Below are 20,155 nucleotides of genomic sequence, written 5' to 3' on the forward strand. Positions count from 1 at the left end.
AACTGGTCCCGCGCCAGGTCGAGTGGCCTCATGCTCCGCTGCGCCCGTGCGAGCACGACGGCTCCCTCCCGTGGTGACGATGAGCATCCAGGCGAACTCTTCGGCATCACGGCGGTGCAGGCCCGCCTCGGCCAGAAGGTCTTTGAGGCGTTCGGCCCAGGCTGCGAACACCTTCAGCAGAACGTCGTAAGTCTGCCTAGGCGTGCCCAGAAAGGTCGCGGCGCTGCACTGTAGCTGCCTTGACTGTTGCAGGTAGGCAGGACTGGAACGCTAAAGGGCTTGCGGTTTGCCTCCAGAGTCGGGGCATCTTTGACATATTGGATGTGACTTCCGGCAACTGCCAAGAATTTGAAATGCGAGGTGGGCCGGGTTCCTTTTGAGCCTGGCCCATATCTTGCGCCGACCGATGTCCTGCGCCCGACTTTCGGGTTACCTGTTGCGATGGAGTATGCAGGAACATCGGCCGGCGGGCTCGGTTGGGAACGTCCCCGGGTCCTGGCTACGGCCTAGAGCGTCCTGGGGTCCTCGGCGTACATCTTCAACCTGATGGCCAGGGCCTCTGACATATGGCGCGCGGCGACCTGGCCCGCCAGCTCCGGGTTGCCCTCCTCAATGGCAGCAAGCAGTTCGGTGTAGTCCGCCAGCACCACTGGCCACCTGCCGGGGTAGGTCAACGTCGTGAGGGTGTACCGGCGGACCTGCTGGTCCAGACGCTCCAGCAGGCCGATAAGCGATGGGCTGTGAGTGGCGTGCCAGAGCTGCGTGTGGAAAGTACGGTTTGCGTCCGCAAGCGCTCGCCCGTCGTCGATGTCCAGTTCGCGCATTTTCAGCAGCAGCGCGTTCAGCGACCACTTGTCCAGAGCCGTTGCCTTGACGGCGGCTTTGGAAGCGGCGGCCTGTTCGAGGATGATTCTCGACTCGTAGATATCGATGATTTCCTCAGCCGAATGCGTGCGGACCACCACCGCTTTGCCACGCCTTTCGACGAGCCCGTCCTGTTCCAGCCGCTGGAGGGCTTCCCGCACTGGGGTTCTCGAAGCGCCATAACGCGCGGTGAGCTTAGCCTCCGTGAGCGGCTCGTTAGGGGCGAAGACGCTCGCCAGAACGTCTTCGCGAAGTCGCTGATGGATGGGGGTGGCCAATTTCTTCCTCTTTCCGTGTGGGTTCAGCAGGTTGGGCTCAGGCGATGGAGCCGGCCCGTCGTCCGAAGACAGCTCCTGCTGCGAGCCCGGAGCCACCGGGGTAATTTCCGCTGAACAATCCGCCCAACGCTTCCCCGCAGGCGTAGAGCCCTTCAAGCGGCTCCGCGCCTTCGGTAAGCACCCGGCCCCAGGTATCAGTCTTCAGGCCTCCGAAGGTGAAGGTGATGCCACAGGTAACGGGGAAGGCGTAGAACGGGCCCGTGGAGATGCTGCGGGCCCAGTTACTTTTAGGAGGTTCCGTATCCGCCCGACGGCCATCCTTGACGTTGGGGTCGAAGGGCGCACCCCCGCTGATCGACTCGTTGAAGCTCCGGACAGTGTCCTTGAGGCCCTCGACACTTATGCATGCTTTCTGGGCCAGTTCGGCCAGGGTTGGCGCAGTGACCACCGAAACCCCGGGCATGTCGTATTCCTCGCTCCGCAACATGGGGCGGGAGGAGGCGTCGAAAATCTGGAAGGCAGCCGATTCCGGCTGGGCAAGGATGTCCCGGCCATACCGCGCGTAGGTGTAGTTACGGTAGTCGGCACCTTCGTCGCCAAACCGCTTGCCCTCGTTGTTCACCACGATCCCGAGCGGGTAACCGCCGCGGGTCAGCTGGTTGGTGAGCTCCAGGTTGCTCTCGTTCTCCGGATGCCACGCGTCCCAGGCCACGCTGTGGCAGCTGGACCAGTCGCCGCCCCTAGCCGCCCCGGCGTCCAAGGCAGCAAGGATCATCTCACCCGTGTTGCCAGGGGTGCCGCGCACCTTCGCGTTCTGCCAGCCCTCACCCAAGTATCGACGTCGGAGCTCAGGTGAGGCTTCGAAGCCCCCGGACGCCAGAATCACTGATTCGGCCCGGAATTCGCCCTCTTCCGAGGAGGTGCGGTAGCGGACTCCGCATACTCGGCTGTCCTCCAGGATCAGTCCGATTGCCGCGCAGTCATAGATAACTTCCACACCCAGGCGCTTCGCGGCCGCCCGGTGGTCGGCCATGAGCCCCTTGCCGCCGCCGACGTTGCCCACGTGGAGTCCTCCCCAGAACAGATAGCCTCCGTCCTCGGTCCGGTATGCCTGCCGCTCGTACATCAAGCGGTATTTGAGTCCCATGCCCTGAAGCCAGCGCACCGTCGGGTTGCTCTCGCTGACCAGAACACCAGACAGTTCGGGGTCATTCCGCCCTTCAGAGACCTTGCAGAGATCAGCCAGGTATTCGTCGGCGCTGTAGGCGGGGACTTCACTGACGGCGTGCCGCTCATCAGGTTCTACAAAATCGGTGAGCTCCTCAAGCCCATTGTGGGAGATACGGGTGGCGCCGGCGGTGTAGAAGCTGTTGCCGCCCGAAGAGGCCTCCTCGGACTTTTCAAGCAGGATAACTTTGCGTCCGCGTTCAGCGGCGGAAAGAGCCGCCGCAAATCCCGCGTTGCCGCCTCCAACTATCAAGACATCGCTTTTGATCATCATCATTCTCCTCAGCTCCATCGCTGTACACGATTGTATACATAGATATGCTTTGGCATGCAAGCCTGCATCGGGGCGTGCAATAAAGGTGTGAAAGAGGCGGCGGTACGCCGGGAAGGCGGCCCAGGCTGAACCGCAAGGAACGGCGCACGCTCAGCGACGAAATCCAAGTGGTATTCCAAGACCCCTGCACGTCGGCCGCATGAGGATAATTACCGGCTGAAATGCAATGGCGGCGGAACCAGATCGGTTTCGCCGCCATTTCCGCTCCCAGACACACGAAAGTTGAATCATCCATGGGCCATCCCGCTGACACAACATACACGTCACTCCCCCCGGCAGACATTCCAGGGGTACCGCCGCCCGGCCGTCGCTGACTGGCGGGAACTCGTCGACGGCGACAGCGTCGTCCTCATCCGGCCGGACCAGGAGTCTGCACCGGTGGAGGGAACCGTCGACGCTGTCACCCGCGACGGCCGAACTGATCCGGGTCCCGGCGAACGGGGGACGGCGCATGTACCACCGCATGGACGGCTACAAGACGCTCCTCGACGTCCCACCCGGCGAAGCTATGATGCACGGAGTCCACACCCCTTAGTGCCACTGACCTCCCCCTTTGCCTAGGCTGAACAAGCCGCCGTCAGGAAGCCCGGGGAGCATCGGCCATGATTGACTGCATTTGGGCGGCGGCGTCACTCCCCGGAGCCGGGGTGTAGACAACGAGGTGCAGGTCGGGCCGGTCCGAGGGCGAAAGCTGGTGGTGCTCCAGCTGCAGGACCCCCACGGCAGGGTGGTGGAACAGCCGCTCACGTGACTCGAAGCCCAGAATGTCGTACCTGTCCCACGCTTCCCGGAATTCCGGGCTGGCTTTCTTCAGCCGCTCCACCAGGTTCTTGACGTCCACATCCCCCAGCCGCTGCCCGGTCTCGGCGCGGAACTCCGCAAGGAACCTCTTACTCGTCATCTCCCAGTCTGGCAACAGGTCCCGAACGTAGGGGTCGGTGAACACCAGCCATAGCAGGTTGCGGTCGGCAGTGGGTACCGTGGCGATGTTCGGATACAGCGCCGCGTAGCCGTTGTTCCAGCCGGCGACGCCCCAGTCGGGGAACAGTGCGAATGACGGGTTCGGGTCGAGGGCATCCAGCAGGCGCTGGACATGGGCGGGCACGGTGGCAGCGGCGGTGGTACCGGGCCCGGCGGACGCGTAGCCCCCAAGCGACAGGACGTAATCCAGGCCGGTATCTGACAGGTGCAGTGCCCTGCTCACAGCTTCCAGCACCTGGCGGGATGGGCTGATGTCGCGGCCCTGCTCCAGCCACGTGTACCAAGTGACGCTCACCCCGGACAGGAACGCCACCTCCTCCCGGCGAAGGCCCCGTTCCCGCTTTCGCGCTATGGCCGGCAAGCCGTAATCGGCGCGGAGGGCCTGGTCCCTGCGGGCCCGGAGGAAGAGGCCCAGTTCTCTGCGGCGCCCTGAATTCTGCACCAGAAAATACTATTACTCTGGTACTCACACTACTAGTAGCAGGACCGTCTTCCTCCCGTGCCCCGGCCACAGCAGGATGGTATTCATGCCTGCACTACGCTCTAAAACAGTCACCCACGGCCGCAACATGGCCGGCGCCCGCGCACTGCTGCGCGCCTCAGGCGTCGCCAACTCGGACATCGGTAAGCCGATCATCGCCGTGGCCAACTCCTTCACCGAATTCGTCCCCGGCCACACCCACCTCGCCCCCGTGGGCCGGATCGTCTCCGACGCGATCCTCGCCGCCGGTGCCGTGCCGCGCGAGTTCAACACCATCGCCGTCGACGACGGCATCGCCATGGGCCATTCCGGCATGCTCTACTCGCTGCCGTCCCGCGACCTGATCGCCGACTCCGTCGAGTACATGGTCAACGCGCACTGCGCCGATGCCCTGGTCTGCATCTCCAACTGCGACAAGATCACCCCCGGCATGCTGATGGCCGCGCTGCGCCTGAACATCCCCACCGTGTTCGTCTCCGGCGGCCCGATGGAGGCCGGCCGCGTAACCCTGACCGACGGCTCCGTCCGGTCTCTGGACCTCGTGAACGCCATCGCCGACGCCGTCGACGAGTCCATCTCCGAGGCTGACATCAACCTCATCGAAGAGAATGCCTGCCCCACCTGCGGTTCCTGCTCCGGCATGTTTACCGCCAACTCCATGAACTGCCTCACCGAGGCCATCGGCCTCTCCCTGCCGGGCAACGGCTCCATCCTCGCGACCCACACCGCGCGCAAGGCGCTGTACGAGAAGGCCGGCGCCACCGTCGTCGAACTGGTGAAGCGCTATTACGACGGCGACGACGACTCCGTGCTGCCCCGCTCCATCGCCACCGCCAAGGCCTTCGACAACGCCATGGCCCTGGACATCTCCATGGGCGGCTCCACCAACACCATCCTGCACCTGCTGGCCGCGGCCCAGGAGGCAGGCGTGGACTATGGCCTGGGTGACATGGACGCCAAGTCCCGCCAGGTGCCCTGCCTGGCCAAGGTGGCCCCGAACGTCGCCAAGGACAAGACCTACTACATGGAAGACGTGCACCGCGCCGGCGGCATCCCCGCCCTGCTCGGCGAGCTGAACCGCGGCGGCCTCCTGCACAAGGACATTCACTCCGTCCATTCCTCGGACCTGGACGGCTGGCTGGATGACTGGGACATCCGCGGCGGCAAGGCCACCGAGGAAGCGAAGGCCCTGTGGCGCGCGGCCCCCGGCGGCGTCCGCTCCTCCACCGCGTTCTCACAGTCGAACGAGTGGACCTCCCTGGACACCGACGCCGAGGGCGGCTGCATCCGCTCCGTGGAGCACGCCTACTCCAAGGACGGCGGCCTGGCCGTACTGCGCGGCAACGTGGCCATCGACGGCGCCGTAGTGAAGACCGCAGGCGTGGACGAGTCCATCTGGACCTTCTCCGGCCCGGCCGTTGTCTGCGAATCCCAGGACGAAGCCGTGGAAAAGATCCTGAACAAGACCATCAAGGAAGGCGACGTAGTGGTCATCCGCTACGAAGGCCCCCGGGGTGGTCCGGGCATGCAGGAAATGCTCTACCCGACGTCGTTCCTCAAGGGCCGCGGCCTGGGCAAAAAGTGCGCCCTCATCACGGACGGCCGCTTCTCCGGCGGTACCTCCGGCCTGTCGATTGGGCACATCTCCCCGGAAGCCGCCTCCGGCGGCACCATCGCCTTGGTGGAAGATAGCGACATCATCAGCATCAACATCAGCCAGCGATCCCTCCAGCTGGAGGTCTCCGACGAGATCCTCGCCGAACGCCGTGAGAAACTCCTGGTCAACGGCGGTTACAAGCCCAAGGACCGCGACCGCCAGGTCTCCGCTGCGCTCCGCGCGTACGCCGCCATGGCCCTGTCCGCGGACAAGGGCGCCGTCCGCGACATCTCGCTCCTGGCGAATTAACGACTTCCTACCCTAAAAATCCCGCTGATCCAGAACGCTCGTGAGAGACAAGGGATCATCGCAACCCCTTGCCTACCCAAAGCGCGGCAGGCAAGGGTTGTTTAAACTGCCGAGCTGGTCTCTGCCCGCTTCCCGGGCAGGCCGCTCCATCGACGAAATATAACCACCGATCACTGGCCCAGAGTACCGGCTGTAAAACACAAGATTTGAACCTGGATCTCGACGTAGGCAGTTTCTGCCAACCTCAGCCATCGGGATTCCCTGATACGCCGTCCTGTCTTGTCGTTGTGCTTCATGTCCGGCAACGGTGGCGGTCTCCGTCAACCGGTCCGAATGTCATGCTGCGCTGCTTCGAACACAGCCATGAACCAGCAGAATCAGCGCTTTTGTCATTCCGTTCGCTCCATGATGGCTGGGTGGGCCCTCCGCGCAACCAGGGCGCTGCCGGGCCGGAACAAATCCAAAACTGTTGCTCGGCGCTCCTTCGTCACTTCCTTCCTCGCAAACTTTTGGATTGGCCCCGGTCCCCCAAGTTGCACTCCACGCCCTCAGCCCAGCGGTGGATCCTCTATCCGAATGACGGGCCGAAACCAACGCCCACAGGTCCACCACGATACGAGGAATCACCGACATGGAAACGCTCACCATCAATCTCACACCGACAGACCGTCCCCGGGTGCTTGCCTTTTCCTGCCCAAAAACTGCACCAAGGCTCTGGAAAACCACGGCAGTCCTTGATCCAGGAGCGGCATGCTTTAACCCAGCAACAAGCCATAGGAGTTGGGCCGCTGACGCGGCAGGCAACGAGAGAACCCGGGAGCTGGAGGAGCCATGAATCAGGCAGCAGCTTTGGACAACGCATCCGCCCTCGCGTCACTGATCGGCGTGGCTGGCTGAGATGAAGCGGATAGCAGCTTCCCGGCCCATTGTCGGCCCTTCCTGCGAAGGCACCGAGGTTCGCGTTTCCAGCGGAATCAGCTCCCCGTCCACGGGGTGGTGGACGTCGTCGACCGCTGCTAAGACCTGGACATCCGGGAACCGCGTCCACGACGGTGGATTCGATATCTGGCCCGACTGCCAAGACTGAAACCCCGCTTCATTGACTCCCCATGCCAGGGCCTCTGAGATCTCCAGGCTGTGCAGCCGCGCCGGTGTCGCCGATTCACCTGCTGGAAGCCGGAGCAAGCCGCCCGCGAGTTGCGACAAGTTCCGGCAGATGGTCGCAAACTCCGCGCCAAAAGCCTCGCCGGAGGATTACCTGCGCCGGCACGCCCAGCAGGTCATCCCGTCTCGGCTGTGCTGCCGACAGGCACTGACGAACCGCATGAGCGCCTGGCGCGCCCCGTTTGCAGCCCTTCTCTCCGTGCTCCTGCTTGCCGGATGCACCGAAACCGGGACCGCCCCGGCACCAAACACAGCTCACGAGAACGGGACGAATGTCTCCCGCCCGTCAAGTGCGGAAGGCCCCTTCCGCGTGACCTCAGTCACCGATGGGGACACCATCCTGGTCACCATCAACGGCAAATCCACGCCCGTGCGGCTCATCGGCATCGACTCTCCGGAGGTCACCGATCCACGCAAACCCGTCCAATGCTTCGGACAAGAGGCATCCCGCCGCGCCCACGAACTCCTGGACGGCACCCAGGTCTGGTTGGAATACGACCCCAGCCAAGCCCGGCGTGACCGCTACGGCCGCACCCTAGCCTACGTCTGGCTCAACGACACCGAACTCGTCAATCAAAGACTGGTCAACGAGGGCTACGCCCACGAATACACCTACGCCGCTCCCTACAAATACCAGGACGCCTTCCGCGACGCCGAACAAGCAGCCCGCACAGCCCAGCGAGGGCTCTGGAGCCCAACCACCTGCGCAGGCAACACCAACTGACCACCACCGCCCCATTGCCGGCGGTGACGTCGACCACCCGCGCTGCTTCGACAAAGGATCCGGGTGGTGCCCAAATCGATTCTGGACAGGCGCGCCAACCGATTAATCATGCAGTCAGCCCCACCGCCCGCAATGAACGGGGAGTCTGAGGGAAAACGCGTGCCCGAGGTGCGACTCGAACCGCATTCCAGCCCCGCCAACACTGGGAACTCCGGAAAACATAAGCAATCCGAGCCAAACCGACCGATATAGGACCCAGTCCGAAGCGAAAGGTGTGTACAAAGTACACACTTCTTTTTTTGCCCAATTTCCCTGTCCCATCAAAGCGACTGCCGTGCTGCACGGAAGCGAGACAGCTTTGCAACGGACAAGATGTCCCGCCAGGCCGGTACACAAATGACGAATGAGACTCATCAACGCTGCTTGTCGTTCTTATAGCTCCATCATCGCTGGGCGGGCCTTCCGCCCAACCCTGGCGCTCCCGCGGTGGCACCTTATCAAAGTCTTCGCTCTGCGCTCCTCCGTCGCTTCTTCCGGGAACTTATCTCAGAATGCACCCTCGCCGGCCTCGCCTCCCGTGCCCGGGGATGCAAGATAGCCGCCACTACAAAGTAACCTCGGCCAAGGTCCAACTCGCTAAGGCCTCCATGGGCAAACCGGAAGCCACAATTGGCCCCCTCCGCACCGAACTCGGCATCACCCGCCAAACCCTTACCGCCATGTCTCGACACCGGGGGGCTGCGTCGCGACGGCCAAAAGCTGCCGTCGCGCTAGCTCGTAGAGGCGCGACCGTCCGCGTAGCGATTCCGTTCCTTTCGTACTGGAACGCTGTCCTTTCCCCCAGGCTGCGGTTTCGCCGTCGAGATCTATGTGCCTTTGGATTTGAGACGGGCCTCATCATAGAAGTCGACGTGCTGGCCGACGCATTGGGCAGCAGCGTCTCCATCCCCTGCTCGCAGGGCCTCGACCAGTTTTCGGTGGTTCTGTTGAGCCTTGCGCGCGAGTGTCTGCCAGTCGTTCTCTTCGACGTGTGCTTTCACGAGGTTTTCCGTTACGGCGTCCCGCATGGACCCCATGAGGTGTGCCAGCAGGGGATTGCTGCTGGCCAGTGCGACGGCCACGTGGAATTTTCCGTCGAGCGCCAGATACCTCTCGCGGTCCTCCACAAGGTCGTCCATCTGCGCCAGCAGCTTATCCATCCCGGTAAGTTGTTCGTCCGTGCGTTTTGTCGCAGCGACACGGACGGCTTCTTCCTCGAGCAGACGACGGGTTTCCAAGACATTGTCCAGGTCAAAGTGCCCCAAGGCCATGTAAAGGCGCATCAGCCTCGAGATCATGGGGCCCAGCTTGTCGCTGATTTTGGTACCACCGGCGGACCCTACACCGGTTTTTACGGTGATGATGTCCATGGCGTCAAGAACTCGAAGTGCTTCGCGGACGGATGGCCTGCTGACTTGAAGCATTTCACTCAGTGCGCGTTCGCTAGGCAGACGGTCCCCCGCGTTGAGCTGTCCCTCGTAAATGAGGGTTTCCAATTGGCTCAAGACGCTCTCGAACAGCCTTTGCTTTCCAACCGGAGCGAATAGCTCGACGTTGCCATCGTCGTCTGCGACTTGCGTCATCCGGGGGTCCCTTCCGCCGTCTGGTGTTCACCTCCAAGCTTAGCTGGTCATACCAACTGACTATTCCTAGTCTCGGCCTGCCTCTTCAATTTTTGATGCCAGCAACTTCGGTGCGGTGTACATGACTTCGTGGCCTCCTGGCATTTGGACCAAGCGGAAGTATCCCAACCGGTTCGACATCCTCGGGTGCCACCCCCATTCGCCCTGCAGCAGGCAGTTGTCTTCGGTAGCGTGCAGATAGCTCTTCGGGATCGGCAGGTCGAAGAACTTTTCCAGATCGACCGGTTCGGCGAAGGTTCGGAAGGGATGGGGTCGCAGCCCGTCGTAGACGTCCTTTGCGAGGTCGAAAGGGGCATCGTTCATGAAGCCGTCGCGCCATACTTCGAACGGCAGCATCACCCTTCCGTCGCCTCGCTCTTCGGCGTTTGCCTGCAGGGCAGGCGGGAAGAATGGTGGGATGTTCTCGAGGACCGTTTGTCCGTCCAGGAGCACGAAGGCGCCTTGGAAGACTATTCGTCGTATCCGGTAAGCCAGCGCTTCTGCGATCTTGGCAATCAGAACGCCGCCCCAGCTGTGGCCGACGAGGACGAAATCGTCGAGGTCCTTTTCGAGGATGTAGTCGATGAAGGGTTTACAGGCGTCGTCGGTGCTGATATCGGCCGGATCACCCGGGCGGAGTCCCGCTGCGGTGGGCGTGTGGACTTCGTGTCCGAGCGCTTCAAGTTCTGCGCGCACCTGGTCCCAGCTTTCGCCGAATTGCCAGGCGCCGTGCACTAGTACGTAAATTGTCATTTCGTGGTCCTCATTGTCCGGTGTAGTTGGGGGTGCGTTTTTCGACGAAAGCTGCGAGACCTTCGCGCATGTCCTCGGTTTGCATGTGGGCGTACATCGCGTCGCGTTCGGCCTTGAGCCCGGCTTCAAGGGATTGGTCGAAGCTTTCATCGATGAGCTGTTTTGCTCCGGCGAGGACTATCGGGCTCTTGGCCGCTATCGTCTCGGCCAGTTCCTGGACGCGCTTATCCAGCTGGTCGTCATCGACGACTTCGTTGACCAGGCCCCAGGAGAGGAAGAAGTCAGCGGGGAACAGTTGGCCGGTGAAGGACAGGTATTTCGCGCGGGCTGGCCCCACAGCCCGGGCAAGGCGCACCGCTCCTCCAGCACCTGGGAGTAACCCGAAGTTTGCGTGGGCGTCGCCGATCCGGACGCTGCGTGCTGCAACAACGAGGTCACATGCCATTGCTATTTCCAAGCCGCCAGCAGCAGTAACCCCGTTGAGGGCTGCGATGACTGGTTTGTCGATCCGGGGTATGTGTTCAAGGGTTTCGGCCGCGCGTTCAAGGAATACCTGTACGGTGTCTTCGGCTGAGGGATCGAAGGAGTTCAAGTCGCCGCCGGCGCAGAACGCGCGCCCCGTTCCGGTGATGACGATGACCCGGACACTCGAATCCGTCTCAAAGCGGGTAAGTGCCTCATCCAGTTGTGGTACCAGTTCGGCGTTGAGTGCATTGAGCGCTTCCGGCCGATTCAGGCGTATCCATCCGACTGGTCCCTGCACATGGGTCAGGACAACCTGCCTGTTGTTCATGACGACCTCCCGTGGTGATTTGCTTCTTGCGCCAGCTCCTTGCTGGACCAGCCTGTTAGGAAGAATCTGCCGTCTCGAATGACCGTGACGGCTACCTGATCAGCGTTCAGGCCGTAGTGGTTGGTGGCCGAGTAACGGTATCGGCCTTGGGGAGTGACGACGTCAACCTCCTCAAGGGCATCCCGGACGAGTTTCGGATCATCACTGCCGGCTTTTACCACCGCCGCTGCAATGAGCTTCACTGCCGCGTACCCGTCGCTTGCATATGAGGATGGGAATCGGCCGTGGCGCGCCTTGAATGTCTGGGCGAAGGATGTAGCGGCCTCCGCGACATCGGAGGCAGGCAGCTCGTCTGCTACGAGCCCGAGGTTGGCTGCAGCGATGATGCCATCGGCGGCTTCTCCGGCGGCGTCCAGGAAGCGCTGATTGGAGTTCCCGTGACTCATCGCGAAGGGAAGTCCGCCAGGCCGCTGCCGGACTAGTTCGACAGCCGGTGGTCCTGTCGCCCAGGCCATGATTCCGTCGACTCCGGCGTGAGTCACCCCGGCCCACAGTGAACCGAAGTCGGTGGTGTCCACATGGAACTTGTCGAGGTGCACGAACTCTACGCCGTAGTCCTCTGCGAGCCGTGTCTGCTTCTCCAACCCGGATTTGGCGAACATGCTGTTGTCGTCGTAAACGAGGGCCAGCCTTGTCAACCCGTAGGCCCGGAAGTATCGAAGCATTTGCTCGGCGACTGCCGCTGCGGTCGGGGGAGTCATGAAACCGTAGGCACGGACGGGCTCGACCTGGCTGTCTGCTGCGCCGGTTGAGATGTACGGGACCGCAGCTTTTTCAGCTTCCGGGATGATGGCGAGGCTCGCGTTGGAGAAGGATGTCCCCACAACGGCGCAGACTTTCTGCCCGACCAATTCGTTATAAGCCCTGATGGCTTGTGCTGGCAGTGTTTCATCGTCGGCCACAAGGAGTTCAGCGTCCTGCCCCAGCAGTCCTTGGCCCGCGTTGATCTCGGCAACGGCGAGTTCTGCTCCCAAGCGATTCTCAGTGCCGCCCGGGTTGTTGCCGGTCAACGATGCTACTTGACCTATGACAACTGGCATTTGGTGCCATCCTTTTCGTGATTCATCTTGGGATCGGAGCTCAAGGCTCCGGAAACCTTGGTCGTACCTTGATCGAACTGTGCCGCGGTTTGCGGAGACACGGCTCGTTGTGCCTCCGCAACGCGCGTCAGGTGAGGTGTTATTGGACTGCCTCTTCCAGGCTCTTACCGCGTGTTTCGCGCCCCAGGGCAAGGACGGCCGTAGCTGCTGCGAGGAAGCACAGACCCAGGACAACAAACGTGGCTGCGTACCCCCAGGTGAGCAGGATCGCGGGCACGACAAGTGGACCGACCACGGAACTGACCCGTCCGCAGGCCGTTGCCGTTCCGATCCCGGTTGCACGGCAAGAATTGGAGAACAGTTCCGGCGTGTAGGCGTTGAGTGCCGAAGTCATGGCGGAGAGGAAGAACTGCAGTACCGAGCCAGCGACAATGGCTACGGCGGGCGAGGGTGCATTTCCATACCAAAATGCCGCAGCGGCGGTACAGATGGCGGCGGCTACATAGATAGGACGCCGGCCCAGCCGCTCCAGAAGGAACGAGGATGTCAGGGCACCGGGGATGCCCCATACCTGCATCAGCATTGTTGTGCCGATCGAGGCAGCGATGCTGGCTCCGTTGTCGAAAAGCAGTTTGGCAATCCAGATGGTGATTCCGTACTGGGCCATGAGCTGGAAGAACCACATCATCCAGGCCGTCACTGTTCGCTTGCCTTGACCGCCGGCGAACAGGTCACGCAGCGGTCCACGCGACGCAGGAACGGTGGAGCCCTCCACGGGTGGCGGAGGCGTGACGGGAGTAATGGAGCCTGGAGGGGCGGCCGCTTCGAAGCGGGCGAGGGTCTTTTGAGCATCTTCAAGACGTCCATGGGTGACTTGCCACCGGATGGATTCCGGGACACCTCGTCGTACGACGAACGAGAACATGGAGAGCACGAACATGATGATGAATGCTGTCCGCCAGCCCACGAGCAGCGTGATGCCACCGGAGATAAGGAACGACATAATGACAAGCACCTGGGCGGAGCCGAGGAAGGTCCCGCGCCGTTTCTTGGTCAAGAACTCCGATGCAAGGGCCATGGCGCACGGTAGTTCTGCTCCCATTCCGATTCCTGTAAAGAACCGGGCGGTCAGCAAAGAGCCGTAGTCCCACGTAAATGCCGTAAAGAGGCTGGCGGCGCCCCAGAGCAACATGCTGTAAGTGAAAACGGGCCGTCGACCGAAACGGTCGCATAGCCATCCTGAGCAGATCGAACCAATGGCCATACCGACAAACGCGATGCTGGCGATGGTGCCGGCTTGGAGCTTGTCGATGTGGAACTCCGCGCTGATGGGGGCCAGGACGAAGGTCAGGAGGGCAACATCGGCCGCGTCGAACAAGTAGGCCAAGCCAATGATCGTGATGAAGCGTTTGTGGAGCCGCGTGAAGGGCAGGCCTTCCAGCCGAGCCATGATCTCAGGACCTGTGCGGGAGAGTATTCCGATTGATGCTGGTGAAGCATCGGGTTGAGATTGCATTGTGTCTCCGTGCCGTTATTCAAGGAAATTTGGAATGAGGAGTCCGGCGGCCCAGGGGCCGTCCGTTCATCGCCCGTTGTCCCCAGGAGAGAATCTGCAGACATGTGGCGATTTGCGCTGGGTTGGGGCAAAGCAAGCAGGCGTCAGCCCACTTCGGTCACCTCTGAGAAGCGGAGGGTTTCGAGCACTTTGTCCATGCGGTCATACGACTGGCGCAGCCGATCCAAGCCTCCTGCAGCGACCCTGTCGCGTAGAGCTGTCGAAGAAAATTCGCAAACCAAGGTGACTGTGGTCCCCTGGTCATGTCCGTCGAACCAGATGGTGATCAAACTTTCCTCAAGCTTCTCCGAGGATGGATCAGCGGCCGGCCAGTCCTTGGTGTAACTGAACATCCGCGGCCGATCGAGGTCACGGTAAGCGCCACCGAAAATCACCTCCGTTCCATCCGGGCCGCGCTGACCGAAACGCCACGAACCGCCCGGTCGAAGATCAACTTCAGTGATGTGGTTCTCGTGCCCTTCCAGCCCCCACCACTGCCTGACGTGTTCGGGCTCGTTGTGAACGTCCCACGCAATTTCGGGTGTGGCTTGCAAATCGCGCGAGATCACCAAGGCGGTCTCCCCCTTGGGTGAGACCAAGACGGAATCTGCGGTTGAAGTCATCAGGCACTCCTTCGTGCTTGGATGGTTGGTCTTACCAAGTTACCATTAAGTGTGTGCTCTATGTCACGCTTAACTTCAAAGAAGAGGTGAAAAAGATGTCGTCTCTGACAGACGTCAACTACAGCGATCTGCTGATTGAAGCTCTCACGCGGTATCCGACCAGAACCGCGTTCGTGGCGGGAGACCGCCGACTCTCCTACGACATGGTCCGTGACCGGATAGGCCGGTTCATGCGCGTACTCTCTGACCACGGCGTGGCTCCCGGCGACGGCATTGGTGTTCTCAGTGCCAACATGCCTGAGGTGTGGATGGTTCAGGCCGCAGCTACCCTGCTGGGGCTGCACTACAGCGGACTCCATCCCCTGGGTTCGGCAGAAGACCACGCCTACGTATGTGATGACGGAGGGGTGAATGTCCTCATTGTCGATCCCGCCCATGCCTCCGTTGGCGGAGAAATCATGGCCAAGTCGGCCGCCGTCAGGCACACATTTGTGCTGGGGCAGTCCGACCTCGCGCCCGATTTGATCCACCTTTCCGAGTCGGCTCCGCCTACCCAGCTCGTGCGGTACGACTTCGGACCCGAGCACGTTCCTTGGATTGCCTATACGGGGGGAACAACGGGCCGCCCCAAAGGGGTGAAGCTCCCAGACCGGGCGATGTCTCAGGCTGTCGTGTCGGTGACAGCGGCACTCGACTTGCCGAGCAGCCCTCGATATCTAGCAGTTGCACCGCTTTCACACGCCGGCGTGCTCCCGATCGTACCGACCCTGCTGCGGGGAGGCACGATCGTTGTGCACCAAGGCTTTGATCCCGAGCAGTGGCTTCGCACAGTCCAGGACGAACGCGTGAACTGGAGCTTCTGCGTTCCCACCATGCTCTACAAGCTGCTCGACTCAGGCCTGGCCAGCAAATACGACGTCAGCTCACTCGAAACCCTGATGTATGGTGCCTCTCCCATGTCCCCGTCCCGGATTGCTGAGGCTCACGAGGCTCTCGGACCAGTTGTTGCGCGTCGCAGTATTTGACGGTGACGGCGTCTTTGCCGGTGACGATGCAGGTTTTTCGCGTGATGTCTTGATTTAGTGCCGTCGGCGGCGTCAGGCTGACGATGACCGGATACAACGAACGGCCCGGCGTGAGGTTTCGAAGGTCCACGCCGGGCCGCTCTGACGCGTAAAGGGCGCGCCGATGCTCACGGTAAATCACGACGCTGTCTCTGTCGAGTCCGATCTGGCCGGCGGACGCCTTGAGTGCCCGGAATGCAGGGGCAGGCTGCGTCCCTGGGGCTGGGCGCGCGAACGGCTGATCCGCCACGGAACCGGGCCCGGGCGGTTCCTGGTCCGCCATCGTCCGCGCCGCGGACGCTGCGCCGGATGCGCTGCCACCCATGTGCTGCTTGAAGCCGGGCTGGCTGCGCGGCGGGCCGATGCGGCTGCGGTGATTGCCGCCGCCGTTGAAGCCAAAACCGCCGCGGGCCACGGGCACCGGAAGATCGCGGCCTGGCTGGGCCGTCCCGCGTCCACGGTGCGCGGCTGGCTGCGCGCATTTGCCGCTTCCGCCGTCTCGATCGCTGAAGTGTTCACGGCCCTTGCCCACCGTGACGGGGCTGACGGGGCCGGACTTTGGCCGGCCCCGGAACTGACGCCGGCCGGGCGGGCGCTTGGCGCGGTCACAGCCTACGCGTCCGTACTCGCGGAACGGTTCGCCGTCGCCGCGCTGCCGTGGCACGGCGCTGGTCTTGCAGCGGCCGGTCCGTTCTTCTTCAGCACCGGACGGTGGCATGGAGGGGTGCAACACGAATTGGCTCTTACCCCGGAAGTCCGGGGCGGCAAGGGTGAAGGAAGCACCGGCTGAACCCGCCGGGGCCATCCCTTCGTGAGCCTTTTGAAAGGACTGCTTCCCCATGACAGACGCCAAACCGCAGCGCGGGCCCCTGGCCCGTAAGGACCGGGCGGAGAAGATCGCCCTGTTCCGCTACCAATTAATCCGCGGCGCCGCGGACAAAACCCTGACTGGCCGCCAGCGCGGACCGATCGTCCGGGCCCTGGCGGGCGCCGAGCATACAGGCCCGGACGGCCAACCCGTGCGCTACTCGCGCGAGACCCTGGACAGGTGGATAAGTGCCTGGCATCGTGACGGGTTCGACGGGCTCAAGCCGCGGGAAAGGGCCGCGGGCCCGGCCACTCCGGCGACCGTGTTGTCGCTGGCCGCGACGCTGAAGCTGGAGCGCCCGCAGCGCACCGCGGCCCAGGTGCGCCGGATCATGGCCGAGACCCTCGGCGATGCCCCGTCTGAGTCGACACTGCTGCGCCACTTCCGCACCCTCGACATCCCCACCGGGACCGCCCCGGCCGCCACGGGCCGGTTCGAAGCTGGGCGCCCGAACGAGATCTGGGTCGGTGACGGGCTCCACGGGCCCCGGATCGGGGGCCGGAAAACCTACCTTTTCGCGTTCCTGGATGATTATTCACGTCTGGTGACCGCGGCCCGCTGGGCGTTCGCCGAAGACGCCGTGAGGCTCTCGGCCGCGTTGCGCCCGGCCCTGCAGACCCACGGGATCCCCGACGCGGCATATGTCGACAACGGCAGCGCTTTTGTCGATTCGTCACTGGCCAGGATCTGCGCGCGGCTGGGCATCAAGCTGATCCATTCCAGGCCTTACAGGCCCCAGGGCAGAGGCAAGATCGAGCGTTTTTTCAACACGGTGACCTCCCAGTTCCTCTCCGAAGTCACCGTGCTCGACGCCCCGGTTCAGACGATCGTTCCGGGCACCGGGGAGGATCCTGCCGGGACCGCGGTCACCTCGCTTCAGGAGCTCAACGCCTTGTTCACCTCCTGGGTGCAGATGGTCTACCACCGCACCGTGCATTCCACCACGGGTATGACGCCGTTGGCCCGCTGGGATGCAGGCTGGGAGAACCGGCGCCCGGACCGGAAGGACCCGGACGTGATCGCCGAAGCGTTCCGCTGGTCCGCGGCCCGCAAAGTCACCAAAACCGGGACCGTGTCCCTGCAGGGCAACACCTACCAGGTCGACCCGTCCCTGGCCGGGGCCCGTATCGAACTCATCTATGACCCGTTTGATCTCACCGGCCCGGTCGCCGTGACCGCCGCCGGCGGCGTCCCCGCCGGCGAAGCCGTCCTGCTTCAGATCCACCGCCACGTCCACCCCAAAGCCGCCAACGCCGCCAAAGACGCCGACAAGGGGGCGAAGAACGCCGCGTCGGGTATCGATTACCTGCGCCTGGTCGAAACCCGCCACAAAACCGCGATGACGGGCGCCCCGATCAGCTTCGAGAAAATGGCCGCCGGCGCCGGCGCGACCGGAACCAATGGAGGACCCCGATGAGCATCTCAAACCTGCAATCCCACTACGGCTTCACAACCATGCCCTTCGGCCGCTCAATCCCGGTCCAGGCCCTGCACCCGCACCCCGGACACCGCGAGGCAGTCGCCCGCATCCAATGGTGCGTTGCCCAACGCCAGATGGGCGTGGTCACCGGCGAAGTCGGCGCCGGCAAGACCGTCGCCGTCAGGGCAGCCCTGGCCCAGCTGGAAGCCTCCCGCCACCAGGTCGTCTACATCGCGGACCCCACGATCGGCATGCGCGGGATCCACACGGCGATCGTGACCGCCCTGGGCGGGTCCCCGGCGTTTTACTCCGGGGTCCTGGCCCACCAGACCGCGTCCCTGCTCGCCGGGGAACTGGACGAACGCGCCCGCCTGCCCGTGGTCGTGATCGACGAGGCGCACCTGCTCGGCAACACCGAGCTGGAATCCCTGAGGATGCTGACCAACACCGGGATGGACACCGGCTCGCACTTCGCGCTGCTGCTCGTCGGCCAGCCCACCCTGCGCCGACGGCTCAAACTCGCCGTCCTGGCCGCACTGGACCAACGGATCTCCACCAGGTTCGCGATCACCGGAATGGACCTGGCCGAGACCGCGGACTACATCCGCCACCACCTCAAATTCGCCGGCAGATCCGACACCCTGTTCTCCGACGACGCCATCACCGAAATCCACCAGGCATCACGCGGCTACCCGCGGGCGGTGAACAACCTCGCCGTTTCCGCCCTGATCGCGACCTACGCCAGCAACAAGGCCATCGTGGACGTCTCCGCGGCCCAGTCCGCAATCACCGAGAACAGCGAGTAAGAAAAACCCCCGTCACCGATGACCACCACCACGTCACGACGACGACGAACGCCCCGCAGGAAACCACCCGCGGGGCGTTTCCATGCCCGCCCCGTCGTCACAAAAACTGACGCCGCCACCGTCAAATAACGCGACGCCTAACACCAGTGCTGCTGCAGGCCTATGGCCAGACAGAGTGCGTCTCCTGGGCCACCGTCCTGCGTAAGGACGAACACGACCCAATCGGCGACCCGGATCTGCTGGGCTCCTGCGGCCGCCCGGTCCTGGGCGCCAGAGTGGAACTCCTCGATGAAGAAGATCAGCCCGTAGCAGCAGGTGCCGTCGGGGAAATTTGCGTGCGCGGCCGCGGAATCATGAGCGGCTATCAAGGCCTTACCCAACAGACAGAAGAAGCACTCAGGTCCGGCTGGCTTCACACCGGAGACCTTGCCCTGAAAGACGAACGCGGGTACTTCCACATAGTCGAACGCAAGAAAGACATGATCATTTCAGGCGGTTTCAACGTCTACTCCCGCGAGATCGAAGACGTCATCGCTGAGGACCCCGACGTCGCGGCCGTAGCGGTGATCGGGATCCCCAGCGCCCAGTGGGGCGAAGCCGTAACCGCCGTCGTCGTCCCACGCCCTGGCAGCACAATTGACACCTCAACCCTCACCGAGTCAGTCAAGCGACGCAAGGGTGCTCATCAAGCCCCCAAAGCAATCGAAATCGTAGACCAGCTGCCCATGACAGCGGTCGGAAAAATCGACAAGAAGCGACTGCGCGAGCAGTACTGGGCAGGCCTGGAACGACACGTCCACTGACACCACCGGTGCCCGGGCCGACCCGGGCACCGGGTCAACTCTCAAGAACCCCTACTCCTAGGAGAATCATGCCTGCATATTGGTTGGGACGAGCAAACCCCCGCGACGGAGCACTGTTGGTCCAGTACGCCGAAATCGTGTCCCGGATTCAACCACGCTACGGATTCGAACCCCTGTCGCGTGGTCAAACCTTTGTGGAACTCGAAGGCGACCTCAAATTCGAACGCTACTTCCTGCACCGCTTTCCCTCCCTTAAGGAAGCATTGGCGATGTACAGCTCACCGGAGTACCAAGAAGCAGCCGCCATCCGACAAGCCGCCTGCAATGGCTCTGAACTGGTCATCATAGACGGCGGCGACAACCGCAAAAACTCATGGGGTGGCTTCCACTAGCCGAATGACTCGGTATCGCTGCCCACGAACTCCACTTCACGAAATCGCACACCCCCGTGCGCCGTCCCATCGGCGCCAGCCTGAGAGGAAACCCATGCATTCCGTGACTGCCCGCAGGCCTCGCGTCCCACAGCCAAGAACGTGGACGCCGAGCCCAGGCGACATAGTTGAAATACGCTCCCACAACGCTTCCCCACGCACAGGACGAGTGGAAGAAGTAATGCCCGACGGCAGTGGCTTTTGGCTCGAACCTTACGGCCCAGACGAACGCCGCTACATCTGCATGAAGGACGAGAACCTTGCCATCTGGGCTTAAAGAACTGCCGAAATCGTGGCACCAACTCGAAGCCCTACCCGA

Annotated in this window: 19 protein-coding genes; 9 read left to right on the forward strand and 10 right to left on the reverse strand. The window is 62.8% G+C overall.

The genetic code is table 11. From position 1 onward, the window contains the following. The first annotated feature begins 30 nt into the window (after positions 1–30). Positions 31–234 carry a hypothetical protein gene (locus tag LD110_RS03200; protein WP_225496286.1) on the forward strand — a complete coding sequence of 68 codons (204 nt, stop codon included), beginning with the start codon at positions 31–33 and terminating at the stop codon, positions 232–234. 272 nt (positions 235–506) lie between these two features. On the opposite strand, the gene LD110_RS03205 is transcribed toward LD110_RS03200, so the two are convergent. From LD110_RS03205 to LD110_RS03215, 3 genes are all read right to left on the reverse strand, one after another. Further along, positions 507–1,142: a GntR family transcriptional regulator gene (locus tag LD110_RS03205; protein WP_225496288.1), complete on the reverse strand. Its 636-nt coding sequence runs from the start codon at positions 1,140–1,142 to the stop codon at positions 507–509. 37 nt (positions 1,143–1,179) lie between these two features. Then, a complete protein-coding gene (gene tcuA, locus LD110_RS03210) occupies positions 1,180–2,646 on the reverse strand; it encodes an FAD-dependent tricarballylate dehydrogenase TcuA (RefSeq protein WP_225496290.1) in 1,467 nt (488 codons plus the stop codon). A gap of 634 nt (positions 2,647–3,280) precedes the next feature. Then, a complete protein-coding gene (locus tag LD110_RS03215) occupies positions 3,281–4,126 on the reverse strand; it encodes a helix-turn-helix transcriptional regulator (RefSeq protein ID WP_225496292.1) in 846 nt (281 codons plus the stop codon). Between the two features lie 85 nt (positions 4,127–4,211). On the opposite strand from LD110_RS03215, the gene ilvD reads away from it, so the two are divergent. Beyond that, entirely contained in the window at positions 4,212–6,071 is a 1,860-nt protein-coding gene (gene ilvD, locus LD110_RS03220; RefSeq protein WP_225496294.1) for a dihydroxy-acid dehydratase, read from the forward strand. Between the two features lie 873 nt (positions 6,072–6,944). On the opposite strand, the gene LD110_RS03225 is transcribed toward ilvD, so the two are convergent. After that, positions 6,945–7,277 (reverse strand): hypothetical protein, encoded by a 333-nt coding sequence (locus LD110_RS03225; RefSeq protein ID WP_225496296.1) that lies wholly within the window; start codon positions 7,275–7,277, stop codon positions 6,945–6,947. A 10-nt stretch (positions 7,278–7,287) separates the two neighbouring features. Here LD110_RS03225 and LD110_RS03230 point away from each other — a divergent pair, with 10 nt between their 5' ends. Continuing rightward, positions 7,288–7,959, forward strand: coding sequence for a thermonuclease family protein (locus tag LD110_RS03230; RefSeq protein WP_225496298.1), 672 nt, complete (start codon positions 7,288–7,290; stop codon positions 7,957–7,959). An 866-nt stretch (positions 7,960–8,825) separates the two neighbouring features. On the opposite strand, the gene LD110_RS03240 is transcribed toward LD110_RS03230, so the two are convergent. The 6 genes from LD110_RS03240 to LD110_RS03265 form a co-directional block, all read right to left on the reverse strand. After that, positions 8,826–9,581 (reverse strand): FadR/GntR family transcriptional regulator, encoded by a 756-nt coding sequence (locus tag LD110_RS03240; RefSeq protein ID WP_225496300.1) that lies wholly within the window; start codon positions 9,579–9,581, stop codon positions 8,826–8,828. A gap of 66 nt (positions 9,582–9,647) precedes the next feature. Beyond that, entirely contained in the window at positions 9,648–10,373 is a 726-nt protein-coding gene (locus tag LD110_RS03245) for an alpha/beta hydrolase (RefSeq protein WP_225496301.1), read from the reverse strand. Positions 10,374–10,383: 10 nt separating this feature from the next. After that, positions 10,384–11,166, reverse strand: coding sequence for an enoyl-CoA hydratase/isomerase family protein (locus LD110_RS03250; protein WP_225496302.1), 783 nt, complete (start codon positions 11,164–11,166; stop codon positions 10,384–10,386). Next, a complete protein-coding gene (locus LD110_RS03255) occupies positions 11,163–12,266 on the reverse strand; it encodes an ABC transporter substrate-binding protein (protein ID WP_225496303.1) in 1,104 nt (367 codons plus the stop codon). The genes LD110_RS03250 and LD110_RS03255 overlap by 4 nt, the downstream gene beginning before the upstream one ends. A gap of 139 nt (positions 12,267–12,405) precedes the next feature. Then, positions 12,406–13,782, reverse strand: a complete 1,377-nt coding sequence (locus LD110_RS03260; protein WP_225496304.1) for an MFS transporter — start codon at positions 13,780–13,782, stop codon at positions 12,406–12,408. 143 nt (positions 13,783–13,925) lie between these two features. Further along, positions 13,926–14,444, reverse strand: a complete 519-nt coding sequence (locus tag LD110_RS03265) for an SRPBCC domain-containing protein (protein ID WP_225496305.1) — start codon at positions 14,442–14,444, stop codon at positions 13,926–13,928. 95 nt (positions 14,445–14,539) lie between these two features. Here LD110_RS03265 and LD110_RS03270 point away from each other — a divergent pair, with 95 nt between their 5' ends. The 6 genes from LD110_RS03270 (at position 14,540) to LD110_RS03295 (ending at position 19,797) form a co-directional block, all read left to right on the forward strand. Next, a complete protein-coding gene (locus tag LD110_RS03270) occupies positions 14,540–15,469 on the forward strand; it encodes an AMP-binding protein (protein WP_225496306.1) in 930 nt (309 codons plus the stop codon). 163 nt (positions 15,470–15,632) lie between these two features. Next, positions 15,633–16,298: a hypothetical protein gene (locus tag LD110_RS03275; RefSeq protein ID WP_225496307.1), complete on the forward strand. Its 666-nt coding sequence runs from the start codon at positions 15,633–15,635 to the stop codon at positions 16,296–16,298. A gap of 49 nt (positions 16,299–16,347) precedes the next feature. Then, positions 16,348–17,793 carry a DDE-type integrase/transposase/recombinase gene (locus tag LD110_RS03280; RefSeq protein WP_225496308.1) on the forward strand — a complete coding sequence of 482 codons (1,446 nt, stop codon included), beginning with the start codon at positions 16,348–16,350 and terminating at the stop codon, positions 17,791–17,793. After that, complete coding sequence (locus LD110_RS03285) at positions 17,790–18,602, forward strand: ExeA family protein (RefSeq protein WP_225496309.1); 813 nt, start codon at positions 17,790–17,792, stop codon at positions 18,600–18,602. The genes LD110_RS03280 and LD110_RS03285 overlap by 4 nt, the downstream gene beginning before the upstream one ends. A 125-nt stretch (positions 18,603–18,727) precedes the next feature. Further along, positions 18,728–19,405 carry an AMP-binding protein gene (locus LD110_RS23825; RefSeq protein WP_308012403.1) on the forward strand — a complete coding sequence of 226 codons (678 nt, stop codon included), beginning with the start codon at positions 18,728–18,730 and terminating at the stop codon, positions 19,403–19,405. A gap of 68 nt (positions 19,406–19,473) precedes the next feature. Beyond that, positions 19,474–19,797, forward strand: a complete 324-nt coding sequence (locus LD110_RS03295; RefSeq protein WP_225496314.1) for a DUF1330 domain-containing protein — start codon at positions 19,474–19,476, stop codon at positions 19,795–19,797. Positions 19,798–20,155: the final 358 nt, after the last annotated feature.

Origin of the sequence: Arthrobacter sp. M4 (genome assembly GCF_020251205.1) — a bacterium.
Classification (GTDB): Bacteria; Actinomycetota; Actinomycetes; order Actinomycetales; family Micrococcaceae; genus Arthrobacter.

Excerpts from the sequence above, each read along its gene's own strand:
- LD110_RS03200 (WP_225496286.1), top strand. The coding sequence starts at position 31 with ATGCTCCGCTGCGCCCGTGCGAGCACGACGGCTCCCTCCCGTGGTGAC.
- tcuA (WP_225496290.1), bottom strand. The coding sequence starts at position 2,646 with ATGATGATGATCAAAAGCGATGTCTTGATAGTTGGAGGCGGCAACGCG.
- ilvD (WP_225496294.1), top strand. The coding sequence starts at position 4,212 with ATGCCTGCACTACGCTCTAAAACAGTCACCCACGGCCGCAACATGGCC.
- LD110_RS03230 (WP_225496298.1), top strand. The coding sequence starts at position 7,288 with ATGGTCGCAAACTCCGCGCCAAAAGCCTCGCCGGAGGATTACCTGCGC.
- LD110_RS03240 (WP_225496300.1), bottom strand. The coding sequence starts at position 9,581 with ATGACGCAAGTCGCAGACGACGATGGCAACGTCGAGCTATTCGCTCCG.
- LD110_RS03245 (WP_225496301.1), bottom strand. The coding sequence starts at position 10,373 with ATGACAATTTACGTACTAGTGCACGGCGCCTGGCAATTCGGCGAAAGC.
- LD110_RS03250 (WP_225496302.1), bottom strand. The coding sequence starts at position 11,166 with ATGAACAACAGGCAGGTTGTCCTGACCCATGTGCAGGGACCAGTCGGA.
- LD110_RS03255 (WP_225496303.1), bottom strand. The coding sequence starts at position 12,266 with ATGCCAGTTGTCATAGGTCAAGTAGCATCGTTGACCGGCAACAACCCG.
- LD110_RS03260 (WP_225496304.1), bottom strand. The coding sequence starts at position 13,782 with ATGCAATCTCAACCCGATGCTTCACCAGCATCAATCGGAATACTCTCC.
- LD110_RS03265 (WP_225496305.1), bottom strand. The coding sequence starts at position 14,444 with ATGACTTCAACCGCAGATTCCGTCTTGGTCTCACCCAAGGGGGAGACC.
- LD110_RS03270 (WP_225496306.1), top strand. The coding sequence starts at position 14,540 with ATGTCGTCTCTGACAGACGTCAACTACAGCGATCTGCTGATTGAAGCT.
- LD110_RS03275 (WP_225496307.1), top strand. The coding sequence starts at position 15,633 with ATGCTCACGGTAAATCACGACGCTGTCTCTGTCGAGTCCGATCTGGCC.
- LD110_RS03280 (WP_225496308.1), top strand. The coding sequence starts at position 16,348 with ATGACAGACGCCAAACCGCAGCGCGGGCCCCTGGCCCGTAAGGACCGG.
- LD110_RS03285 (WP_225496309.1), top strand. The coding sequence starts at position 17,790 with ATGAGCATCTCAAACCTGCAATCCCACTACGGCTTCACAACCATGCCC.
- LD110_RS03295 (WP_225496314.1), top strand. The coding sequence starts at position 19,474 with ATGCCTGCATATTGGTTGGGACGAGCAAACCCCCGCGACGGAGCACTG.